The 17,304-nt window shown below is 71.1% G+C and carries 13 protein-coding genes; 5 read left to right on the top strand and 8 right to left on the bottom strand.

Annotated features, from left to right (window positions below; all coding sequences use genetic code 11):
* Window positions 1–408 precede the first annotated feature (408 nt).
* The 3 genes from ACIQNG_RS38060 (at window position 409) to cyaB (ending at window position 3,060) form a co-directional block, all read left to right on the top strand.
* Entirely contained in the window at window positions 409–1,665 is a 1,257-nt protein-coding gene (locus ACIQNG_RS38060; protein WP_401491675.1) for a helix-turn-helix domain-containing protein, read from the top strand.
* Window positions 1,666–2,147: 482 nt separating this feature from the next.
* A complete protein-coding gene (locus tag ACIQNG_RS38055; protein ID WP_401491673.1) occupies window positions 2,148–2,477 on the top strand; it encodes a PCC domain-containing protein in 330 nt (109 codons plus the stop codon).
* A gap of 28 nt (window positions 2,478–2,505) precedes the next feature.
* Entirely contained in the window at window positions 2,506–3,060 is a 555-nt protein-coding gene (cyaB, locus tag ACIQNG_RS38050) for a class IV adenylate cyclase (RefSeq protein ID WP_401491671.1), read from the top strand.
* A 192-nt stretch (window positions 3,061–3,252) separates the two neighbouring features.
* On the opposite strand, the gene ACIQNG_RS38045 is transcribed toward cyaB, so the two are convergent.
* Window positions 3,253–5,763: an SdrD B-like domain-containing protein gene (locus ACIQNG_RS38045; protein ID WP_401491669.1), complete on the bottom strand. Its 2,511-nt coding sequence runs from the start codon at window positions 5,761–5,763 to the stop codon at window positions 3,253–3,255.
* Between the two features lie 305 nt (window positions 5,764–6,068).
* On the opposite strand from ACIQNG_RS38045, the gene ACIQNG_RS38040 reads away from it, so the two are divergent.
* A complete protein-coding gene (locus ACIQNG_RS38040) occupies window positions 6,069–6,842 on the top strand; it encodes a hypothetical protein (RefSeq protein ID WP_401491668.1) in 774 nt (257 codons plus the stop codon).
* Window positions 6,843–6,849: 7 nt separating this feature from the next.
* Here the strand turns inward: ACIQNG_RS38040 and ACIQNG_RS38035 are convergent, their stop codons facing one another.
* Window positions 6,850–8,208 (bottom strand): nitrous oxide reductase family maturation protein NosD, encoded by a 1,359-nt coding sequence (locus ACIQNG_RS38035; protein ID WP_401491667.1) that lies wholly within the window; start codon window positions 8,206–8,208, stop codon window positions 6,850–6,852.
* A 117-nt stretch (window positions 8,209–8,325) separates the two neighbouring features.
* Here ACIQNG_RS38035 and ACIQNG_RS38030 point away from each other — a divergent pair, with 117 nt between their 5' ends.
* A complete protein-coding gene (locus ACIQNG_RS38030; RefSeq protein ID WP_401491665.1) occupies window positions 8,326–9,537 on the top strand; it encodes a Dyp-type peroxidase in 1,212 nt (403 codons plus the stop codon).
* 66 nt (window positions 9,538–9,603) lie between these two features.
* On the opposite strand, the gene ACIQNG_RS38025 is transcribed toward ACIQNG_RS38030, so the two are convergent.
* From ACIQNG_RS38025 to ACIQNG_RS38000, 6 genes are all read right to left on the bottom strand, one after another.
* Window positions 9,604–10,785, bottom strand: a complete 1,182-nt coding sequence (locus ACIQNG_RS38025) for a low temperature requirement protein A (protein ID WP_401491663.1) — start codon at window positions 10,783–10,785, stop codon at window positions 9,604–9,606.
* Window positions 10,786–10,864: 79 nt separating this feature from the next.
* Window positions 10,865–11,698 carry a helix-turn-helix domain-containing protein gene (locus ACIQNG_RS38020; RefSeq protein ID WP_401491662.1) on the bottom strand — a complete coding sequence of 278 codons (834 nt, stop codon included), beginning with the start codon at window positions 11,696–11,698 and terminating at the stop codon, window positions 10,865–10,867.
* Window positions 11,699–11,911: 213 nt separating this feature from the next.
* Window positions 11,912–14,221, bottom strand: coding sequence for a xanthine dehydrogenase family protein molybdopterin-binding subunit (locus ACIQNG_RS38015; RefSeq protein WP_401491660.1), 2,310 nt, complete (start codon window positions 14,219–14,221; stop codon window positions 11,912–11,914).
* Between the two features lie 8 nt (window positions 14,222–14,229).
* A complete protein-coding gene (locus ACIQNG_RS38010; protein ID WP_401491658.1) occupies window positions 14,230–15,237 on the bottom strand; it encodes an FAD binding domain-containing protein in 1,008 nt (335 codons plus the stop codon).
* Entirely contained in the window at window positions 15,224–15,823 is a 600-nt protein-coding gene (locus ACIQNG_RS38005) for a (2Fe-2S)-binding protein (RefSeq protein ID WP_401491656.1), read from the bottom strand. Before ACIQNG_RS38005 ends, ACIQNG_RS38010 begins: the two co-directional genes overlap by 14 nt.
* A 251-nt stretch (window positions 15,824–16,074) precedes the next feature.
* Window positions 16,075–17,190: a methyltransferase domain-containing protein gene (locus tag ACIQNG_RS38000; protein ID WP_401428089.1), complete on the bottom strand. Its 1,116-nt coding sequence runs from the start codon at window positions 17,188–17,190 to the stop codon at window positions 16,075–16,077.
* Window positions 17,191–17,304: the final 114 nt, after the last annotated feature.

The raw sequence follows: 17,304 nt of genomic DNA, 5'->3' as shown, positions 1-17,304 counted from the left end.
TCGCGTTCTCGTTCGGCGGCGATCAGGTAGGGGCGGATGAGGGCCGTACCCGTGCCGTCGAGCGGCTCGTGCAGACCGTAGGGGGAACGGGGCACACGAACCCGTGCGGCGGCGGGGCGGGCTGCGTCCGGGCATTGTGCGGGAGTGTCGGGGACCGGCCGGGAACCGGCCCGCCGCCTGCCCGAACCAGGCGCCAAAACGGCCAGCAGCCGCCGTACGAGCGTGTGGATATGCTTCACCATGTCGACCTGCACTCTCAGGTTGGCCACACCCCCGGGCCGTCCCATCGGTCGCGGGGGCTTTCTGTACCTCGTGCATCCAGTCAACGACGTGCCTGTATCCATGCGGATCTGCCGTGATATCTGCCACGCTTCTGCCAAGCAGGCAGATTGACAGAGGAGTTGAGTCATGCGTGGCGGGCAGACATCTGTCATCGGGCAGGCGATCAGAAAGGCGAGGAAGAAACAGAACTGGACTCAAAAGCAGCTCGCCGACAAGCTGAATGACCTGCGTGGATACACCCATGGAGGATGTGGCGCCAATGACATCTACCGGTGGGAGACAGGCAGACGGTCGCCACGCGACTGGCTTCCCTGCCTGGTAACCGTCCTCGGCCTGGACCTAGGAGTATTAGGGCGCGGACTGGCTGAAGGACCACAACAGACGGAGGCTGATTCGGTGGATCGCAGAGAGTTCATGGGGGCCAGCATCGGCGCCGCCGTGCCGCTGGGAAGCGCCCACTGGGACGGACGCAGAGTCGGGAAGTCCGATGTGTCGAGCCTCCGGCAGGGGCTTGTCGACTTGCGGCGCCTTGACGACTTCACGGGCGGTGCGGCCACGTACCCGTTGTCGGTACAAGCGGCACGGCGGACGGAACGAGTGCTCGACCGAAGCGTCTATACCCCCGACATCGGGAGGCAGATCCTTGATGTTCTCGCCGAGACGCACCAGTTCACTTCGTGGACGGCGTTCGACGCCGGGAAGCTTCCGGAAGCCAGGCGTCTGGCGCAGCGAGCGTCTGCCGCAGCGAACCAAGCCGGGAACCGGACACTGGCAGCATCTGCCCTGTCGGAGTTGTCGTATCTGACGGCATCAGGGGATGACCCTGGCGAGGCCGTGGAAATGGCACGGGCGTCGCTGACGATGGCTCCCGCGCAGGTGATGCCTGCTGTCCGGGTGGTGCTGGCGGACCGTCTGGCCTGGGCGTGCGCGCGTACCGGCAGCCCGAAGGGAGTGGAGAGAGCTGTCGGACTCTCCGAGGACCTGCATGATCAGCGCGATGCCCGCACGGACGAGGAACCGGATTGGGTGTACTGGATCAACCGGGACGAGTCCAAGATCATGGAAGGTCGGTGCTGGGCCGAACTCCGGGAACACAACCGGGCGGTGCCAGTCCTGGAGAACATCGATGTCCCGTATGACGAGAGCCATGCGCGGGAGGTAGCACTGTTCCAGTGCTGGCTGTCTGAGTCCTACCTGGACGCTGGCGAGATCGATCAGGCGGCAACGTCCGCGAAGCACGCGGTGGACTTGGTGAAGGGAACGGATTCTCCACGCACGGACGTGTGGGTGAGCGGTGTACTCCGGCGCCTAAGCGATCACCGCACCGTGCCGGTCGTGCGGGAACTGCTGGAGCACGCTGCCCCTCCCGCGCCCAGGGCATGACGAATCGCCCCCTGCGTAGCCTGCTCGTGGCGGGGTTGGGCAGGGGGCGTGACGGTTCGGCTGCGCCGATCATCGGCGTGGCCCCCGCTCGCGCGAGGACCACCCGTTCCTTCTGTGTCAGCGGTGCCTTGCGCGTCGCTGCCAGATGTACAACGGGGCAGACCCGGTGCTCCGGGTCAATGTCGCTGGGATCTTGGCCAAGGTGTCAGACCAGGACTCCGCCGCCGACGTATACCGAGTTCTGGCCCACGACCCCGACGCCCGGCGTCTCTACTCCACGGCCAGGGCCGCCCGCGTATGCGGGATCGAAGGGAAGGCCGCCTCGCGCTTGGCGGCCGACCCCTGTTCGATGCCATCCCGGGCCCCGTTTTTCGCTGCCCGGTTCGCCATAGAGGTGACGAATCCGCGAGACGCTGGCGCGCGTTGGTGCTCCGCTGTCATGCTCCGGGACATCAGTCCCCTGCTGGGCAAGGAGCCGCACAGTGCACGTGATCGAGGTCATGAACGCTGAGCTGCTGGACACGATCGCTCAGCGCGCGAAGGAACTGGGCATCACGGACGGCGCGATCGTCTCCCTGATCGGAGCTGTCGATGCCTTCACTGTCTCCACCATGCCTGCCTCCGACGCGACGGCCGATGTGATCACAGAGCACGACCTTCCGGCCGAGACGCACGGCACCGGAGAGATCACTGACGGCCCGGTCCATATTCACGCAACCATGGCCGTCGAAGGCGACCGTGGTATCTGTGGCCATGTGCACTCCGCCCAGATCGGCACATGGTTTGCCAGGGCGTACGTCCTGCCTTGCTGATGCCGGCTCCCCGCGATCGGAGACGGCCGTGATTGAGGCCGAGCTGAAGGCGCGAGTCCACTCGCCGGAAAAGGTCATGCGGACACTCGAAAATCGTGCGACAGCACGTGTCGAGGTGTACCAGGACACGTACTACGACAGGCCGGACCGATCGCTGGACGCGGCGGACCAGGAACTGCGAGTGCGGACCGTGCACGGGACAGACGGAATGAGCACTCTGCTCACCTTCAAGGGCGCGGCCGTCGACGCCGCCTCGGGTTCGAAGCCGGAACACGAGACTCCTGTGGATGCCAGCGCGGCGCACGCGATCCTGCGGGGTCTGGGCTACGTGCCGGTCATCGCGTTCGAGAAGCGGTGCCGGAACTACGAGTTCGAGGCCCGCAACCGGAAAATGCTCGCGACTCTTGTCCGCGTCCCGGAGATCGACGGGACCTTCCTGGAACTGGAGACGCTCGTGGACGAGGAAGATGTCACCGACGCCCTGGCTGATGTCCGGGCCGTCCTCGCCGAACTTGGTATCGGGCAGGACGATGTGACCCGCGATACGTACACGGCTGCGGTCATCGCCCAACGTGGCGCGTGACGCTCCGCAGATCAGCGCGCCGGTGTGAGAATCCGCGTGATTTCATGACAGCGCATCGCACATCCCAGGACATGCTGAATCGCCCCCTGCGCAGTCCGCTCGTGGCGGGGTTGGGCAGGGGGCGTGACGGTTCGGCTGCGCCGATCATCGGCGTGGCCCCCGCTCGCGCGGGGACCACCCGTTCCTTCTGTGTCAGCGGTGCCTTGCGCGTCGTTGGCGGGTGACGAGGACGACGGTTGCGCCCGCGCCCAGGAGTACGGCGACGAGGGTCAGGGCCCCTACGAGGCCGGACGTGCCGGTTTCGGCGAGGGAGCCGCCCGGGTCCCGGCCAGCCGGTGCCGGGGTGTTGGGGGCCGGGGTCGTCGGCTGTGTCGGGGTCGGGGTCGGGGTCGGGGATGCTGAATCGGTCGGGGTCGGGGTCGGGGTCGGTGACTCCGGGGCCGGGATGTGTACGCCGGCGTCGATCGTGTGATCGACCCCTCCTGGCGTGTCCGGTGCGGTGACCGGGGCGTACCCGTTGCAGAGTCGGCCGGTGGTCGGCGGGGTCACGTTGGAGTCGTGGACCCGGTCGTCACCGGCGCGCGGCAGTGTGAAGCGCAGGTCGGTGGCGGCCGGCCGGCCCGGCACCTCGCTGGTGTCCGCCGTGCACACGTCGAACTGCACGGTGTAGTCGGCGCCCGGTGTCAGCTCGTAGTCCGCGCCGACCCCGCCGAAGTAGTACTCACCGGCGGCGTCGGTCGTGGTGGTGGCGACCTGTTCGCCGTCGGCGTCCAGGAGGTTGATCGTCGCGCCCGGCAGCAGCACGTGCCCCGGGTCCTGGATGCCGTTGCGGTCGCCGTCGTACCAGACGACGTTGCCGATCTGGATCGGTGCGTTCGCCGCGGCGTACGCGATGTCGCCGAGGCCGCCGGCCTTGCCGAACCCGTTCTGGTTCGGGCCGATGAACTCGTAGGCGTTGTTCACCGGGTCGTTGCCGGGACCGAGGCCGGTCGCGACGTCGTAGTAGCCGGTTCCGTTGGTGATGACCCGGCCGGTCGGGTCCATCTGGGTGCTGACGATCCACTGCTGCTGCGGGATGTAGGCGACCGACCCGAGGGCGGACTCCTGGTGCGGCCCGGGCTGGGTCGCGGAGCCGCCGTTCGGGAAGAAGTCACCCGGGAAGTACTCGACGACGCTGTCGGGCTGGACCCCGTCGAGGGTCGGGTCCGTGGCGTGGTCGGGGCAGCTTCCGGTGCCCTCCCAGTCGTAGCCGCCGTCCGGTGCGGCACAGGCCATGTTGATGTCGCCGCCGGACATGCCGTTCTGCGGTGTGTCCCTGCCCGGCCTGGGGTCCAGCCCGCCCCAGCTCACGACGTCCATGAACCGGTCACGGAAGCCGAGGATCAGCGAGCCGTCGCGGGCGAAGGCCATACTGGCCAGCGCCGGCTGCGGATTGATCATCGCGCCGTTGGCGTCGAAACTGTCCCAGTCCGCCAGGTCGGTGTTCCAGGGGTTCCAGTACTTGACCTGGTCCTGGGTACGGCCCGTGAGAACGCTCCCACGTTCGAAGTCCAGCCGCTGGGACAGCACGGTGGTGAACTCCTCGCCGTCGTACGTGGCGACCACGGCCTTCAGATCCGCCCGGTTCTGTGTGCTCTCGGCGCTGCACACACCCCCGACGTGCAGCTTGCCGTCATGGGCGGCCACACTGAACGGACGCCAGTCCCCGTCCGCCGCGCAGCCCGGGTCCGGGATCCGTACGGTCGCCTCGGGCGCCGAGGCCGTGGGCCCGGTCGCGTCGAAGCTGACCAGGCTACGGGTGCGCAGGTTCACCGCGTACAGGGTCGAGCCGTCCTCCGACAGGGCCAGGCCGCCGATGCTCTCCTTGCCCGGTGCGTCGGTGAACCCGGCGTCCTTGATCAGGTTGCCGGTGTCGTGCGGGGTCACCGCGGCGCCCGGCACCGTCGCGAACAGCGTCGGGTCACCCTCGCCGTCGGTCGGCATGACGTAGATCGCGCCACCGCCCTGCGGCCCGTACTCGGTGTAGCGCCGGGCGAAGGCCGACTGGAACAACTGCTCGCGGTACCGGTCGTAGGCCAGCCCGTACGTCGTGCCCACCTGGTCCTGGGTGTTCAGGACCTCCGGGCACTCCTCCTGCTCGGGACAGTTCCCCCGGGCGTCCGTGCCGAAGGCCACCAGGGCCCGGGTGTCCGTCCCGCCCGCGCCGCTCTGGACCGGTACGAAGTAGCGGGAGTCGGGCAGCGCGTAGTCGGCCGGGTTCCAGACGCCGGTGGTCACCGAGTCGTCCTTGCCGTCCGAGACGTCCACGAACGTGGTGAAGCTGTCGAAGTGGTTCGGCGCGGTCGAGGCGGGCGCCGCCCGCAGATAGTCCGAGTAGGGTTCCGGGACGCTGACGTCGACCCGGTACCGGCCGCCGGTCAGTTCGCTCGACGGCGGTACGACGACCCGCCCGGTGACGTCCGTGACCCCGGTGACCCGGTGGCCCGCGAGGTCGATGACGTCGACCTGCATGCCCCGCTGAGGCACATCCATGGTTGCGTTGATCACGCCTGTGCCGAAGAAGTCCCGCAGGACCTCGACGGTCAGGGTGCCGTCAGGGGCTGCCGCTCCGGCCTGCCCGGCGCCGGTCAGGACCGTACCGGCGCCGCCCCCTACCAGTAGCAGGCCGGACAGCCCCATTCGCAGCAGTACACGTAATCGCATAGCGCTCCTTTACTTCGCACACAGCTCACGCAAATCCAGCAACTTCCGGGCAGAGACTACAATTGACGAACCGTCATGTCTGGCGACCGCCGAGTTTGGGGGCGCTTCCGCGAGAGCTGTTACGATCCCGCCGCGTGCGGAGCATGTGGAGCAGCAGAGCGCGGGACGTCAAGGCGCGGAGCGGCAGCGCGCGGAGCACCAGGACCAAGCAGCGCCTTCCGGGGCGTGGGGCGCCGGGCGGACAGCCCCATTCGCCACGATTACGCTGGGCAGCAGCAGCCGCCGCCGTCTGTATCGCGGCTGCCGTGACCAGCGCTTTCCTTCTGCTCGGCGATGGCGACGGCGACGGCGACGACCGCGCCGGTCCGCGGGCGTTGACCTCGGACGAGGTGAACCGGCTGGCGGTCACACGGTTCCTCAACTACCGGGCGGGCGGCCGGGCGGTGACGATCACCGTGCCGAACGTCAACGGCGGACTGGTCATCACCGGATCGATCGACTACCGCACCCACACCGGCTACGGGGTGGTACGCGGGACCGGGCGCGACACGTCCAGCGACGGGCTGATCCGGTGGACGGCCACCACCGTCCACGTCCGCCCCATGGCCGACCCCCCGACGGCCGCACCGGCGTCGCCGCCCGCGTCCGGCTGGTACGACCGTCCGCTGCGGGCCGCCGGTATGACCCTGGACAGCGCGCTGGCCATCGCGCTCGACCTCGGCAGCGACCGGCCCGACAACTCCGCGCTGCTGCCGCAGAACGGCGCCTCCTGGGTCGGGCGGGAGCGGGTGCGCGGGCATCGGACGGACATCATGAACGGGCCCCGTGCCGGGGCAGGGGCCGGGGCCGGGGACAGTGCCGGTCCGGGTGCAAGTGCGGGTGCAAGTGCAAGTGCGAGTCCGGGTGCCGGTGGTGGGGGCGGTGCTTCTCGGACCGTGCGGTACTGGATCGGCTCGGACGGCACGATGTACCGGGTCGAGGCCGGTATCGCCTCCGCGCCCCAGCCGGTGGTCTTCGACTTCGACACCCAGACCTACGTCCCCGTCCAGCCGCTGCCCGGAGCCTCCCCGACGCCGTAGCCGCCGCTCACCGGGTCCGCACCCGCGCGTCGTCGGCGAGCAGCGACGGCGACGGCAGGGCGATGTCCGCGACGACCGGCAGCACCGGGACGTCCGGTACGACGGTGGCGCCGACCGTGCCCGCCGCCGGGAACTCCGGCTGCGGGCCGGGCACGGCCACGTCGGTGAAGGGGATGCCCGCGGGCGCCGCCGGGGGCCGCCAACTGCCGGAGGGCGTGGGGGAGGTGGCCGGGACCGGGCAGGACGCGCGGGACGCGAGCCCCGCGGGTACGGTCGTCCGCAGCTTGTTCCCTTCCAGGCAGTTGCCCTGTCCTTGGGTGGCGGTGGGGAACGTCCAGCCGACGTCGACGCCGTTGTCGCTGAAGGTGTTGTCCGTGATCCGGTTGCGGTCCGCCGTCAGGTCGGCGGTCGCGGTGATCACGAGTCCGGCGTTGGTGTTGCCGGTGACCCGGTTGCGGACGAACCGGTTGTCGCTGCCGCCGTCGACGCCGATGCCGACGCCCCAGCCGCCGTCGGCCTGTTCGGGGGTCAGCCGCTGCTGGTTGGCCGCGATCAGGTTCCCCGCGATGACGGCGTCGCGCTGCGGGAGCAGTTTCTCCTGGTGGTCGGAGTTGGTGGTCAGGCCGACGCGGTTGCCGACCAGACGGTTGCCGACCACATACATGTCACCGCTGGCGTTGGTGCCCTCGTAGCCGACCGCGTTGAGTTCGGAGACGTTGTCCCGCACCACGATCCGGCACGGCCTGCACTGGCCGACATAGATGCCCGAGTCCGCCCCGCCCGAGGTGTGGGAGCGCTCGATGACACCGTTCTGCGCGGAGAACGCGTAGATGCCGTAGAGGCCGTTGCGGGTCGCGGTCACATGCGACACCAGGAACGACTTGAGCAGGCGGACGGGCTCGTCGCCGGTGTCGTAGCCGCCGCTCCCCGGCAGTCCGGCGACCGCCGCGGCCGAACCGGTGACCAGCACCCCGTTGTGGGTGTTGTTCCGCACGGTGAGGTTCTGCACGGCCACCCCGGGCGCGGTGACGACCACGCCGTTCGGCCGCCGCACCTGCCCGTCGATGACGACCCCGGCCCGGGACTCGCCCCGCAGCGTGACGCGCTCCGTGTCGATCCGCACCGACTCGCGGTACACACCGGGGGCGACCAGCACGAGGTCGCCGGGGCGGGCCAGGGACACCGCGTCGGAGATCGTCGGGGCGTCGCCGGGCACCTTGATGGTCACCCGCGTGCCGTCCGGCCGCCGGCCCTCGCCCGACGCGCCGTCGTCATCGCCGCCGCCCCCGCCCCCGCCGCCGCAGCCGCTCACCAGCGTCAGCGCGCCCAGGGCGGCCGTCATCGCGCGCAGAGCAAATCGAGACATGATCCCAGTCTGACACGGCGTCGGATCCGGCGTCGGCCCTCGCCGGGAGGTTGAACTCCCCGTTGACATACGGCGGTTGGGCGGCGGTCGCGGGTCGGGTGTGGCACTGTACGCATCATGTCCCGCGCCGACCGTCCCCCCTCACGCCGCGCGTTCCTCGATGCCACCGGGGCCACGGTCGCCGCCGGTCTCCTCGCCGGGTGCTCGGGGGACTCCGACCGGCCCGGCCAACCCGGTCAGTCCGGCCAACCTGGTCAGGCCGGTCAGTCCGGCCAACCTGGTCAGTCTGCCTCGGCCGGGGCGGCCACGCCCGCGCCCGTCGCGGTCTCGGGCCGGCATCAGGCGGGCGTGACGCTTCCCGGGGTGGCCCAGCCCCATCTGCTGGCCCTGGTGGCGGACCTCGGTGCCGCGGTGGCGCCCGGCCCGCTGCTGGCCGAACTCGGCGAGGCCGTCCGTACCCTCACCGCCGGGTCCGACCCACGGCTGCTGGGTCTGCCGCCGGGCGATGTGACGGTGACCGTCGGCGTGGGCCCACGGCTGGTACGGACGGCCGGTGCCGCACTGCCCGGCGCGGACGACCTCCCCCGGTTCTCCCGTGAGCGGATCGCCTCCCGGGCGCGCGGCGGTGATCTGCTGATCCAGATCTGTGCGAGCGACGCCCTGCTCGTTCCGGTCGTCGCCGCCGCGCTCCTGGATCGGGCCGGGGGCCGCGTCCGGGAGCGCTGGCGGCAGTTCGGGCGTCGCGGTACGGAGGTGCCGGTGGCGGAGGGGCGTACCGCGCCGCGCAACCTGCTCGGTTTCATCGACGGCATCGTGGGCCCGCACACCGCCGCCGAACAGAAGCGCGACCTGTGGCTGGCCGGACCCTCCGAGGTCGCCGGCGGCACCCTGGCCGTGCTGCGGCGCATGGAGTTCGACCTGACGCGGTTCGCCGCCCTGTCCGTCGCCGAGCAGGAGGCCGTCTTCGGGCGGCGCCGGGCCAGCGGCGTCCCCCTCTCCGGTGGCGACGTCGCCTCGGCCCCCGCGCTCGGCGCCAAGACGCCCGCCGGGCGCTATCTCGTCCCGGTGGACGCCCACGTACGCCGGGCGAACCCCACCGTGGTCGGTGTCGGGCACATGCTCCGCCGCTCGTACAGCATCGACGATCCCGCCCCCGGCCTGCTCTTCATCAGCTTCCAGAACGACCTGCGGACCTTCACGGCCACGCTCACCCGCATGGACGCCTCCGACGCGCTGCTGCCCTTCACCACCACGACCGCGAGCGCGTCCTTCCTGATCCTCCCCGGCCACGGACCGCGGCGCCCGCTCGGGTCGACTCTCTTCGACTGACCAGCTGACCAGCTGACCGATTGACCTACTGGCCGATTGACCGACTGGCCGACTCATCCGTGATCGTCACGGGCGTGAGGCCCATGCGATGACGGCGAGGAGGGCCGCCGCCGTCGTCGCCACCGCCGCCCAGGCCGGGAGGAGCAGTACGGCGGGCAGGAGGGCGGCGACGGTGAGGAGGCAGGGGACGTACCAGCGTAGGACGGCGGTGGGGGTGTCGCCGTAGCGCAGGGCGAGGGCGGCGCTGGTCGTGTAGTAGGTGAAGAAGCCGCCGAGCAGGGCCCAGCCGGCGCCGGTCGGGAAGGGGTGGTCGGGTTCGGCGGTGGCGGTGCCCAGGGCGGCGGCGATGACGGTGGTGCCCGCGACGAGGGCGAAGGGCAGGAACATCACGGTGTCGCGGATCGCCCGGGTGGTCCCGGTGGCCTGGACATGGTCCAGGCCGCGGGCGGTGGTGGGGCTGCCCCAGAGGTAGAACACGACGGCGAGTCCGGCGATCGTGAGGAAGCCGGTGAGGGCCGCCGCGGCGGAGGTGGGGGTGAAGTGGTCGGTCAGGGCGGTGACGATGGTCAGGACGCTCTCGCCGAACACGATCACCATGAAGAGGCCGATCCGCTCGACCAGGTGCTCCATGACGAGGGCCTCGTAGACCCGCGTCGCCACGCTGTGGTGGGCCAGCAGGGCGATCTCCAGCCCGATCGCCACGGCCCACAGGGCGAAGCGGCCGGGGGCGGGGAGCGCCGCGGAGGTCGCCCACAGCAGCGCGGGGACGAGCCCGTACAGCACCGGCCGCCACCGCGGCAGCCCGATCTCCGCGCGTCGGGCCGGGCCCTGCCAGGGCAGGAAGAGCACCAGGTGCACCCAGGCGACACCGAGGGCGAACGCCCAGGCCCGGTCGCCCAGGCCCTCGGGAGCGGCGGCGGCCATCAGACCGAGGCCCGGCATGGCGGCCAGCAGCATGGCCTGGACGCGGGGGGTGGACGGGCCGAAGACGTTGGAGGTCATCGTCAGGTTGATCCAGGCCCACCACGCCGGGAAGAACAGGACGAGGAACCGTCCGAAGTCGGCCGGGCCCGGGTCGCCGTGCAGCCCGTCGGCGAGCACATTGACGGTGACGACGAAGACCAGGTCGAAGAACAGCTCGAACCAGCCGGCCCGCTGCCCGTCGGCCGCTCTGGGGGTCGTCTCGGTCGTCTCCCCGGAGGGGCCTCGGCTCGGGAAGGGGCGGCGCGCGGGGGTGGGGTCGTTCACGGCTCCAGACTGCGGACTTGCCCCCGGTCGGGGTGTCCGGCACGCCGAGGACCGGGCGCACGGCCGGGCGAGTGGGTGTTCACAGGGTGCCGAGGGCGGCGAGTCGTCGCTCGCTCTCCTCGTCGGCGGCGGGCAGGACCACGAGGAACTGGTCGCGTTCCTGGGCGACGGTGAGGATCTGCCAGTCCAGCCTGACCTCGCCGACGACCGGGTGCAGGATCCGCTTGCTGCCGAAGCTCTTGCCGGAGACCTGGTGCGCGGTCCACCAGTGCCGGAAGTCCGACTCCGTCGCGCTGAGTTCGGTGACCAGTTCGCTCAGCCGGGGATCGCTCGGATAGCGGCCGGCGTCCATCCGCAGATAGGCGACGCATTCACCGGCCGACAGGTCCCAGTCGGGGAGCCGCTCGCGCAGCGCGGGGTCGAGGAAGGTCAGCCAGAGGAAGTTGCGTCGCTTCTCGGGGACGGCGGCGAAGTCGCACAGCAGTTCCGCCGCGAGGTCGTTCCAGGCCAGGACGTCCATGAACCGGCCGAGGACGACGGCGGGCGTGGTCCTCAGATCGGCGAGCACCTTGCGCACCGGTGCCGGCACCACCCGCGGCCGGGTGCGTCGGCGCCGGGCCGGGGCGAGGTCGGCCAGTTGGCGGAGGTAGTCGCGCTGGTCCTCGTCGAGCAGGAGCGCGTGGGCGAGGGCGTCCAGTACGCCCTCCGAAGGCGCGGGCAGCCGTCCCTGCTCCAACCGGGTGTAGTAGTCGACGCTGATCCCGGCCCGGTCCGCCACCTCCTCCCGGCGCAGCCCGGCCACCTTGCGCGCCCCCTCACTCGCCAGTCCGAGTTGCCGGGGCGAGACCTGGGCACGGCGGGCCCGCAGGAAGGCGGCGAACTCATGGCGTCTGTCCTGCTCGGCTCCCTGCACGTCGCTCAGGCTGCCAGAACCGGCACGCGAACGGGAGGGACACGATCTTCCCGGGAAGAACATGACCCCCCTGGCCGGAAGCCGCCACGGGCCGGGGCGAGGCGCTCTCCGCACGCCCGTCCGCCGGGGGCGTGCGCCGGGAGGTCCCGCGGGTTGCCCTTCCGGAAGGCGTCCTGCGGGCCGCCCTCCCGGAGCGGAGGGCCGGCGCCGGGTTCAGAGCGTCTTCTCCATCAGGATCGGCAGGTCCCGTACGCGTCTGCCGGTCGCGTGGTGGACGGCGTTGGCGATCGCGGCGATGGTCCCCGTCATCCCCATCTCGCCGATGCCCCGGGAGCCCAGCGTGTTGGAGTCAGGGTCGGGCTCGTTCACGAACAGCACCTCGATGTCCGGGATGTCGGCGTTCACCGGCACCATGTACTCGGCGAGGTTGGGGTTGGTGAGCCGGCCCTGGCGGGTGTCCACGGTCCCCGCTTCCAGGAGGGCGGCGCCGCTCGCCATGACCATCGCGCCGAGGAGTTGGCTCCGGGCGGTGGTGGGGTTGAGGACGCGCCCGCAGTCGTACGAGCCGACCAGGCGCCGCAGCCGGATGGTGCCGAGATCCTTGTCCACCCCGACCTCGGCGAAGACGGCGCCCCAGGAGTACACGGAACGGGCACCGGCCGAGGGGAGGCGCAGGAATTTCAAGGTGCCGGCATTCTCCGACCGGTCCTGCGGGGAGATGTCGCCGAACGTGTCGCGCTCGGCCTCCACGGCATCGCGGTGGGACGCGCTCAGCAGTTCCGCGATGCTGATTCCCGTGGCGGGGCTGCCTTTCAGCAGGACACGACCGCCGCCCAGCCGGATGTCGCCCGCCTTCCGGCCGTACACGGGTGACGCGGGCAGTGCCGACGCCAGTTGGATCAGTTCGTCGCGTGCGGCGGTCGCGGCCTGATGGGCCACGGGCGCGAGCGAACCGGCGAGCATGGACCCGCCGCTCACCGCGGCCTGCGGGTAGGCGCTGTCGCCGAGTCGTACGGTCACCGTGTCCGCGGGTACGCCGAACACGTCGGCCGCGACCTGGGCGAGCAGGGTATAGGTCCCGGTGCCGATGTCGGTGCCCGCGCTGACGACCTCCACGGAACCGTCGGCGTTCACGCGGACCTTGGCCGCGCTCGGGTAACCGTAGGAGGGGAAGTAGGCCCCTGCCATACCCATCCCGATCAGCTCATGACCCTCGCGCATGCTCCCGGGCCGGGGATCGCGTCCGGACCAGCCGAACGCGCTCGCGCCCTGTTCGTACGCGGTCCGCAGGTGCTTGGCCGACCAGGGCTTGTCGGCGACCTGGTCGCGTTCGGAGTAGTTCCGCAGCCGCAGCTCGATGGGGTCGAGGTCCAGGGCGACGGCGAGTTCGTCCATGGCCGATTCGAGGGCGAAGCTGCCGACGGCCTCCCCGGGGCCACGCATGCTGCCCGGTGTGACCGCGTTGACGCGGACGAACCGGTACTCCAGCCGTACGTGGGGCACGGTGTAGCTCAGCGCGGCGATGCCCCCGGACGGCTCGACATAGAGGTCGTCGAGAGAGATCTCGTTGACACTGTCGTACGTCAGTGCCGTCAGCTTTCCGTCCCGGTCCGCGCCCAGCCGCACCCGGTTGCGCGTCGCGGGCCGGGGCGAGGTACAGGTGAACTGCTGGGGCCGGGTCAGGACGAGCTTGACGGGCCGCCCCAGCATGTGTGCGGCCATGATCGCCAGCGCGGCGTGCGGATGTGCGCCGCCCTTGGAGCCGAAGCCGCCGCCGATGTAGGGGGAGATGACCCGTACGCGCTCGACCGGGAGTTTGAACCAGGCGGCGAACGTGGCCCGGGCGCCGGCGATCCACTGGGTCGGCTCCCAGACGGTCAGGGTGCCCTGCGGGGACCACTCGGCGGTCGTGGAGTGCAGTTCCATCGCCGCGTGGTAGTGCCGTGGGGTGGTGTACGTGACGTCCAGGGTGACCGGTGCCTCGGCCAGCGCCGCCTCGGCGTCGCCGCGTTCCATGTTCGGCACCACGTCGGCCATCTCGCCGCACACCTCGGTGCCGAAGACCCGCGCCCGCGGGTGCGTCGCGTCGGGCACGAAGGCGGCGGTGTCGTACTTGGCCCGGACCCGGGACGCGGCCTCCGTCGCCTGCTCGAAGGTGTCCGCGACCACCAGGGCGATCACCTGGCCGCTGAACCTGATCCGCTCGTCCTGCAACGGGAGCAGGCTCTGGAACGCCGCGCCGAAGGGGTACATCACCGCCGGGAAGAGCGGGTCGGCGTTGCGGTGCGTGAGCACCAGGCGGACCCCGGGCATCGCCTCGGCCTCCGCGGTGTCGAGGGCGGTGATCGTCCCGGCCGGTACGGTGCTGGTCACCTGCACGGCGTGGAGCAGGCCCTCGGGCAGGTGCTCCGCCGCGTAGCGGGCTCCGCCGGTGACCTTCGCCCGCCCGTCGCGCCTGCCGGTCGCGGTGCCGATGGGGGAGCCGGGGGCGACGTCGATCGGGCGGAACGCGGTGTCGGTCATGGTCTCCTTCACCTCTCCTCGTCTTCCCTCGTCGCGGACAGGGTCAGCAGCGCCCGCTCGACGGTGCGGCGGGCCAGCTCGACCTTGTACGCGTTGTGCCGGCGCGGGCGCGCGTCCGCGGCGGCCAGTTCCGCGGCCTCCCGGAACACCGCCGCGCTCGCCGGACGTCCGGTCAACGCGGCTTCGACGTCCCGCTCCCGCCAGGGCTTGGTCGCCACCCCGCCCAGGGCCACGCGGGCGTCGGCGATGCAGCCGTCGGGCCGTACCTCCAGTCCTACGGCGGCGGACGCGGCGGCGAACTCGTAGCTGACCCGATCGCGGACCTTGAGGTAGGAGGAGCGGGCCGCGCAGGCCGAGGCGGGCACCTCCACGGCGGTGATCAGCTCGGCGGGCCGCAGCGGATGCTCGTGCTGCGGGGTCTCGCCGGGCAGCAGGAAGAACGCGTCGACCGGCAGCGTCCTGGACCCGTCCGGCCCGAGGAGGTGCACCACCGCGTCCAACGCGGTCAGAGCCACCGCCAGGTCACCGGGGTAGGTGGCGATGCAGTGCTCGCTGGTCCCCAGCACGGCGTGCCCGCGGTTCTCCCCGTGCATCGCCGCGCACCCGGACCCCGGATCGCGCTTGTTGCACTCGGTGAACGACGGGTCCCGGAAGTAGCCGCACCGGGTGCGCTGCATCAGGTTTCCGCCGATGGTCGCCATGTTGCGCAACTGCTGGGAGGCGCCCAGCAGGAGGGCCCGGGAGATCGCGGGCCAGCGCCGCCGCACCTCGGGATGGGCGGCGACGTCGCTCATCCGGCACAGCGCGCCGATCCGCAGCGCCGACGCGTCCGCCTCCACGGCGTCATGACCGGGGATCCAGGTCAGGTCGACGAGACGCGACGGATCGGCCACCCCGCACTTCATGAGGTCGATCAGGGTGGTTCCGCCGCCGAGGGGCGCCGCGGACGGATCGCCCTGGAGCAGGGCGACAGCGGTCTCCAGCGCGTCCGCCCGGGTGTATTCAAAGGTGCGCATGGTCGGCCGCCCTCTCCGGTGCCGTATCCCCTCGGGGTGCCTCTTCCCGCGCCGCTTCCACCGCGGCGGCCTCCCGTACGGCGGCGACGATGTTCGGGTAGGCGCCGCAACGGCAGAGGTTGCCGCTCATGAACTCGCGGACATCGGCGTCGGAACCGGCGTGCCCCTCGCGGATGCAGGCGACCGCCGACATGATCTGGCCCGGGGTGCAGTACCCGCACTGAAGGCCGTCGTGCTTGAGGAAGGCCGCCTGCACGGGGTGCAGCGTGCCGTCCCGCGCGGCGAGTCCCTCCACCGTGGTGATCTCCCGCCCGGCGGCCTGGCAGGCCGGCATCAGACAGGCCAGCACCCGCCGTCCGTCGACATGGACCGTGCAGGCGCCGCACTGCCCCTGGTCGCAGCCCTTCTTGGTGCCCCACAGACCGAGCCGCTCCCGCAGGGCGTCCAGCAGCGTGACCCGGGCCTCGACCGTCAGAGCGTGCTCGACGCCGTTGACCCGCAGCGCGATGTCCGCGCCGGACCCGGCATCATGCACCGCTGAATTGTATGGATTAGTTGAATGGGTTGAATTGGTTGAATTCGACATGCCCGCCGCCTTCATGGCGTAAAGGAATCGCCTGTCGAATCGACCATCGACTCGACCGCCGAATCGAGCAGCGAAAAGCCGCCCGTATATCCGGTATGCAGCCCGCGTACCCGGCACACGGAAATCCTCGCAGCTGTGTTCCGGCCCTGCCAGTTCACGTTCTTCCCAGGAAGAACATGCCCCCCCCTGCGTGTAGGTCACGGAAGGTCCGACCGCCGTGCGGGCGGCTGTGACCGTGCTCCCGGACGGGTTCAGGACACGAGGAGGCGGAGGCCGAGTTCCGCGGCGTCGAGGGCGATCAGATCGGGGTTGCGTTCGGCCCACCGGCCGGAGGCGAGGTCGTCGCGGAGCATGCGCACCGCCCGCTGCTCGGCCTGCGGGCCGACCCTGGTCCAGGCCGACACCGCGCGGCGCACATGCTCCTCCAGGTAGGCATCGGGGCGGCGCCAGTACGCCTCCAGGAAGCCGTCGGCGCAGTCCCAGGGGATGAGCACCGGTTCCAGGCGGGCGCCGATCGCGTCGGCCAGCCGGTCCACCGAGGGTCGGCCGGCGACCAGACCGGCGACCTCGGGGAGGTAGTCGCGGGTGAGCCAGAACCGGTGACGCCAGCCGGTGTCACTGGCGTCGTGCGTGAACACCACTACGCGCCGGGCCACCCGCCGCATCTCGCGCAGCCCGGCGATCGGGTCCCGCCAGTGGTGAACGGTGCTGAAGGCCATCGCCGCGTCGAAGGCCCCGTCCTCGAACGGCAGGCTCTCCGCACGCGCGGCCACGCACGGCGCCGCGCCCGCGGGACGCTGCGCCCGCATCACCGCCGACGGTTCCACCGCGGTCACCTCGCGGTCCGGGGGCTCGTAGGAACCGGTGCCGGCCCCCACGTTCAGTACCGTCCGGGCGTCCCCGAGCGCGTCCCAGACCTTCGCGGCGATCCGCGGCTCGGTGCGCCGGGTCGCCGGATAGTCGGATCCGATGGTTTCGTACAACTGCGCCCCGAAAATCTTCAGCTGCTCCTCCGGTGTCGTTCTGATCCCCATCGCGTGTGCCTCCAGTTCCTGGTCGATCGCGGTCACCATGGCGGCGGCCCGGTCGCGCTGGTCCAGCAGCAGGCCGCGCAGCCGGTGCAGATGCGCGACCGCGTCGGTGGCCGGGTCGTCGACGAGATCGGCGATCTCGCGCAGTCCGAAGCCGAGCCGCCGGTAGGCGAGCACCTCCCGCAGTCGCCGCACGTCGCCCGCCGCGTAGGCCCGGTATCCGGCCGACGTCCGCGCGGACGGCCGCACGAGGCCGATCTGGTCGTAGTGATGCAGGGTGCGGACGCTGACGTCGGTCAGCCCGGCGACGCGTCCCACGGTCAGGTGTTCCTCCACGCCGCCGACGATGCGGCATGACGTCACGTGAGGGTCAAGCGCTCCCCCTCTCCGGCAGGGTCCACAGCCTGTGGACGCGTGTGACGAGGGCCGGTGAAAGGCTCCGATCGGGGT

Origin of the sequence: Streptomyces sp. NPDC091377, assembly GCF_044757045.1 — a bacterium.
Classification (GTDB): Bacteria; Actinomycetota; Actinomycetes; order Streptomycetales; family Streptomycetaceae; genus Streptomyces.
This window is presented reverse-complemented; position numbering and strand designations above follow the sequence as displayed.

Coding starts and splice junctions, on each gene's coding strand:
- ACIQNG_RS38030 (WP_401491665.1), top strand. CDS start 8,326: ATGTCCCGCGCCGACCGTCCCCCCTCACGCCGCGCGTTCCTCGATGCC.
- ACIQNG_RS38035 (WP_401491667.1), bottom strand. CDS start 8,208: ATGTCTCGATTTGCTCTGCGCGCGATGACGGCCGCCCTGGGCGCGCTG.
- ACIQNG_RS38060 (WP_401491675.1), top strand. CDS start 409: ATGCGTGGCGGGCAGACATCTGTCATCGGGCAGGCGATCAGAAAGGCG.
- ACIQNG_RS38005 (WP_401491656.1), bottom strand. CDS start 15,823: ATGTCGAATTCAACCAATTCAACCCATTCAACTAATCCATACAATTCA.
- ACIQNG_RS38010 (WP_401491658.1), bottom strand. CDS start 15,237: ATGCGCACCTTTGAATACACCCGGGCGGACGCGCTGGAGACCGCTGTC.
- ACIQNG_RS38045 (WP_401491669.1), bottom strand. CDS start 5,763: ATGCGATTACGTGTACTGCTGCGAATGGGGCTGTCCGGCCTGCTACTG.
- ACIQNG_RS38015 (WP_401491660.1), bottom strand. CDS start 14,221: ATGACCGACACCGCGTTCCGCCCGATCGACGTCGCCCCCGGCTCCCCC.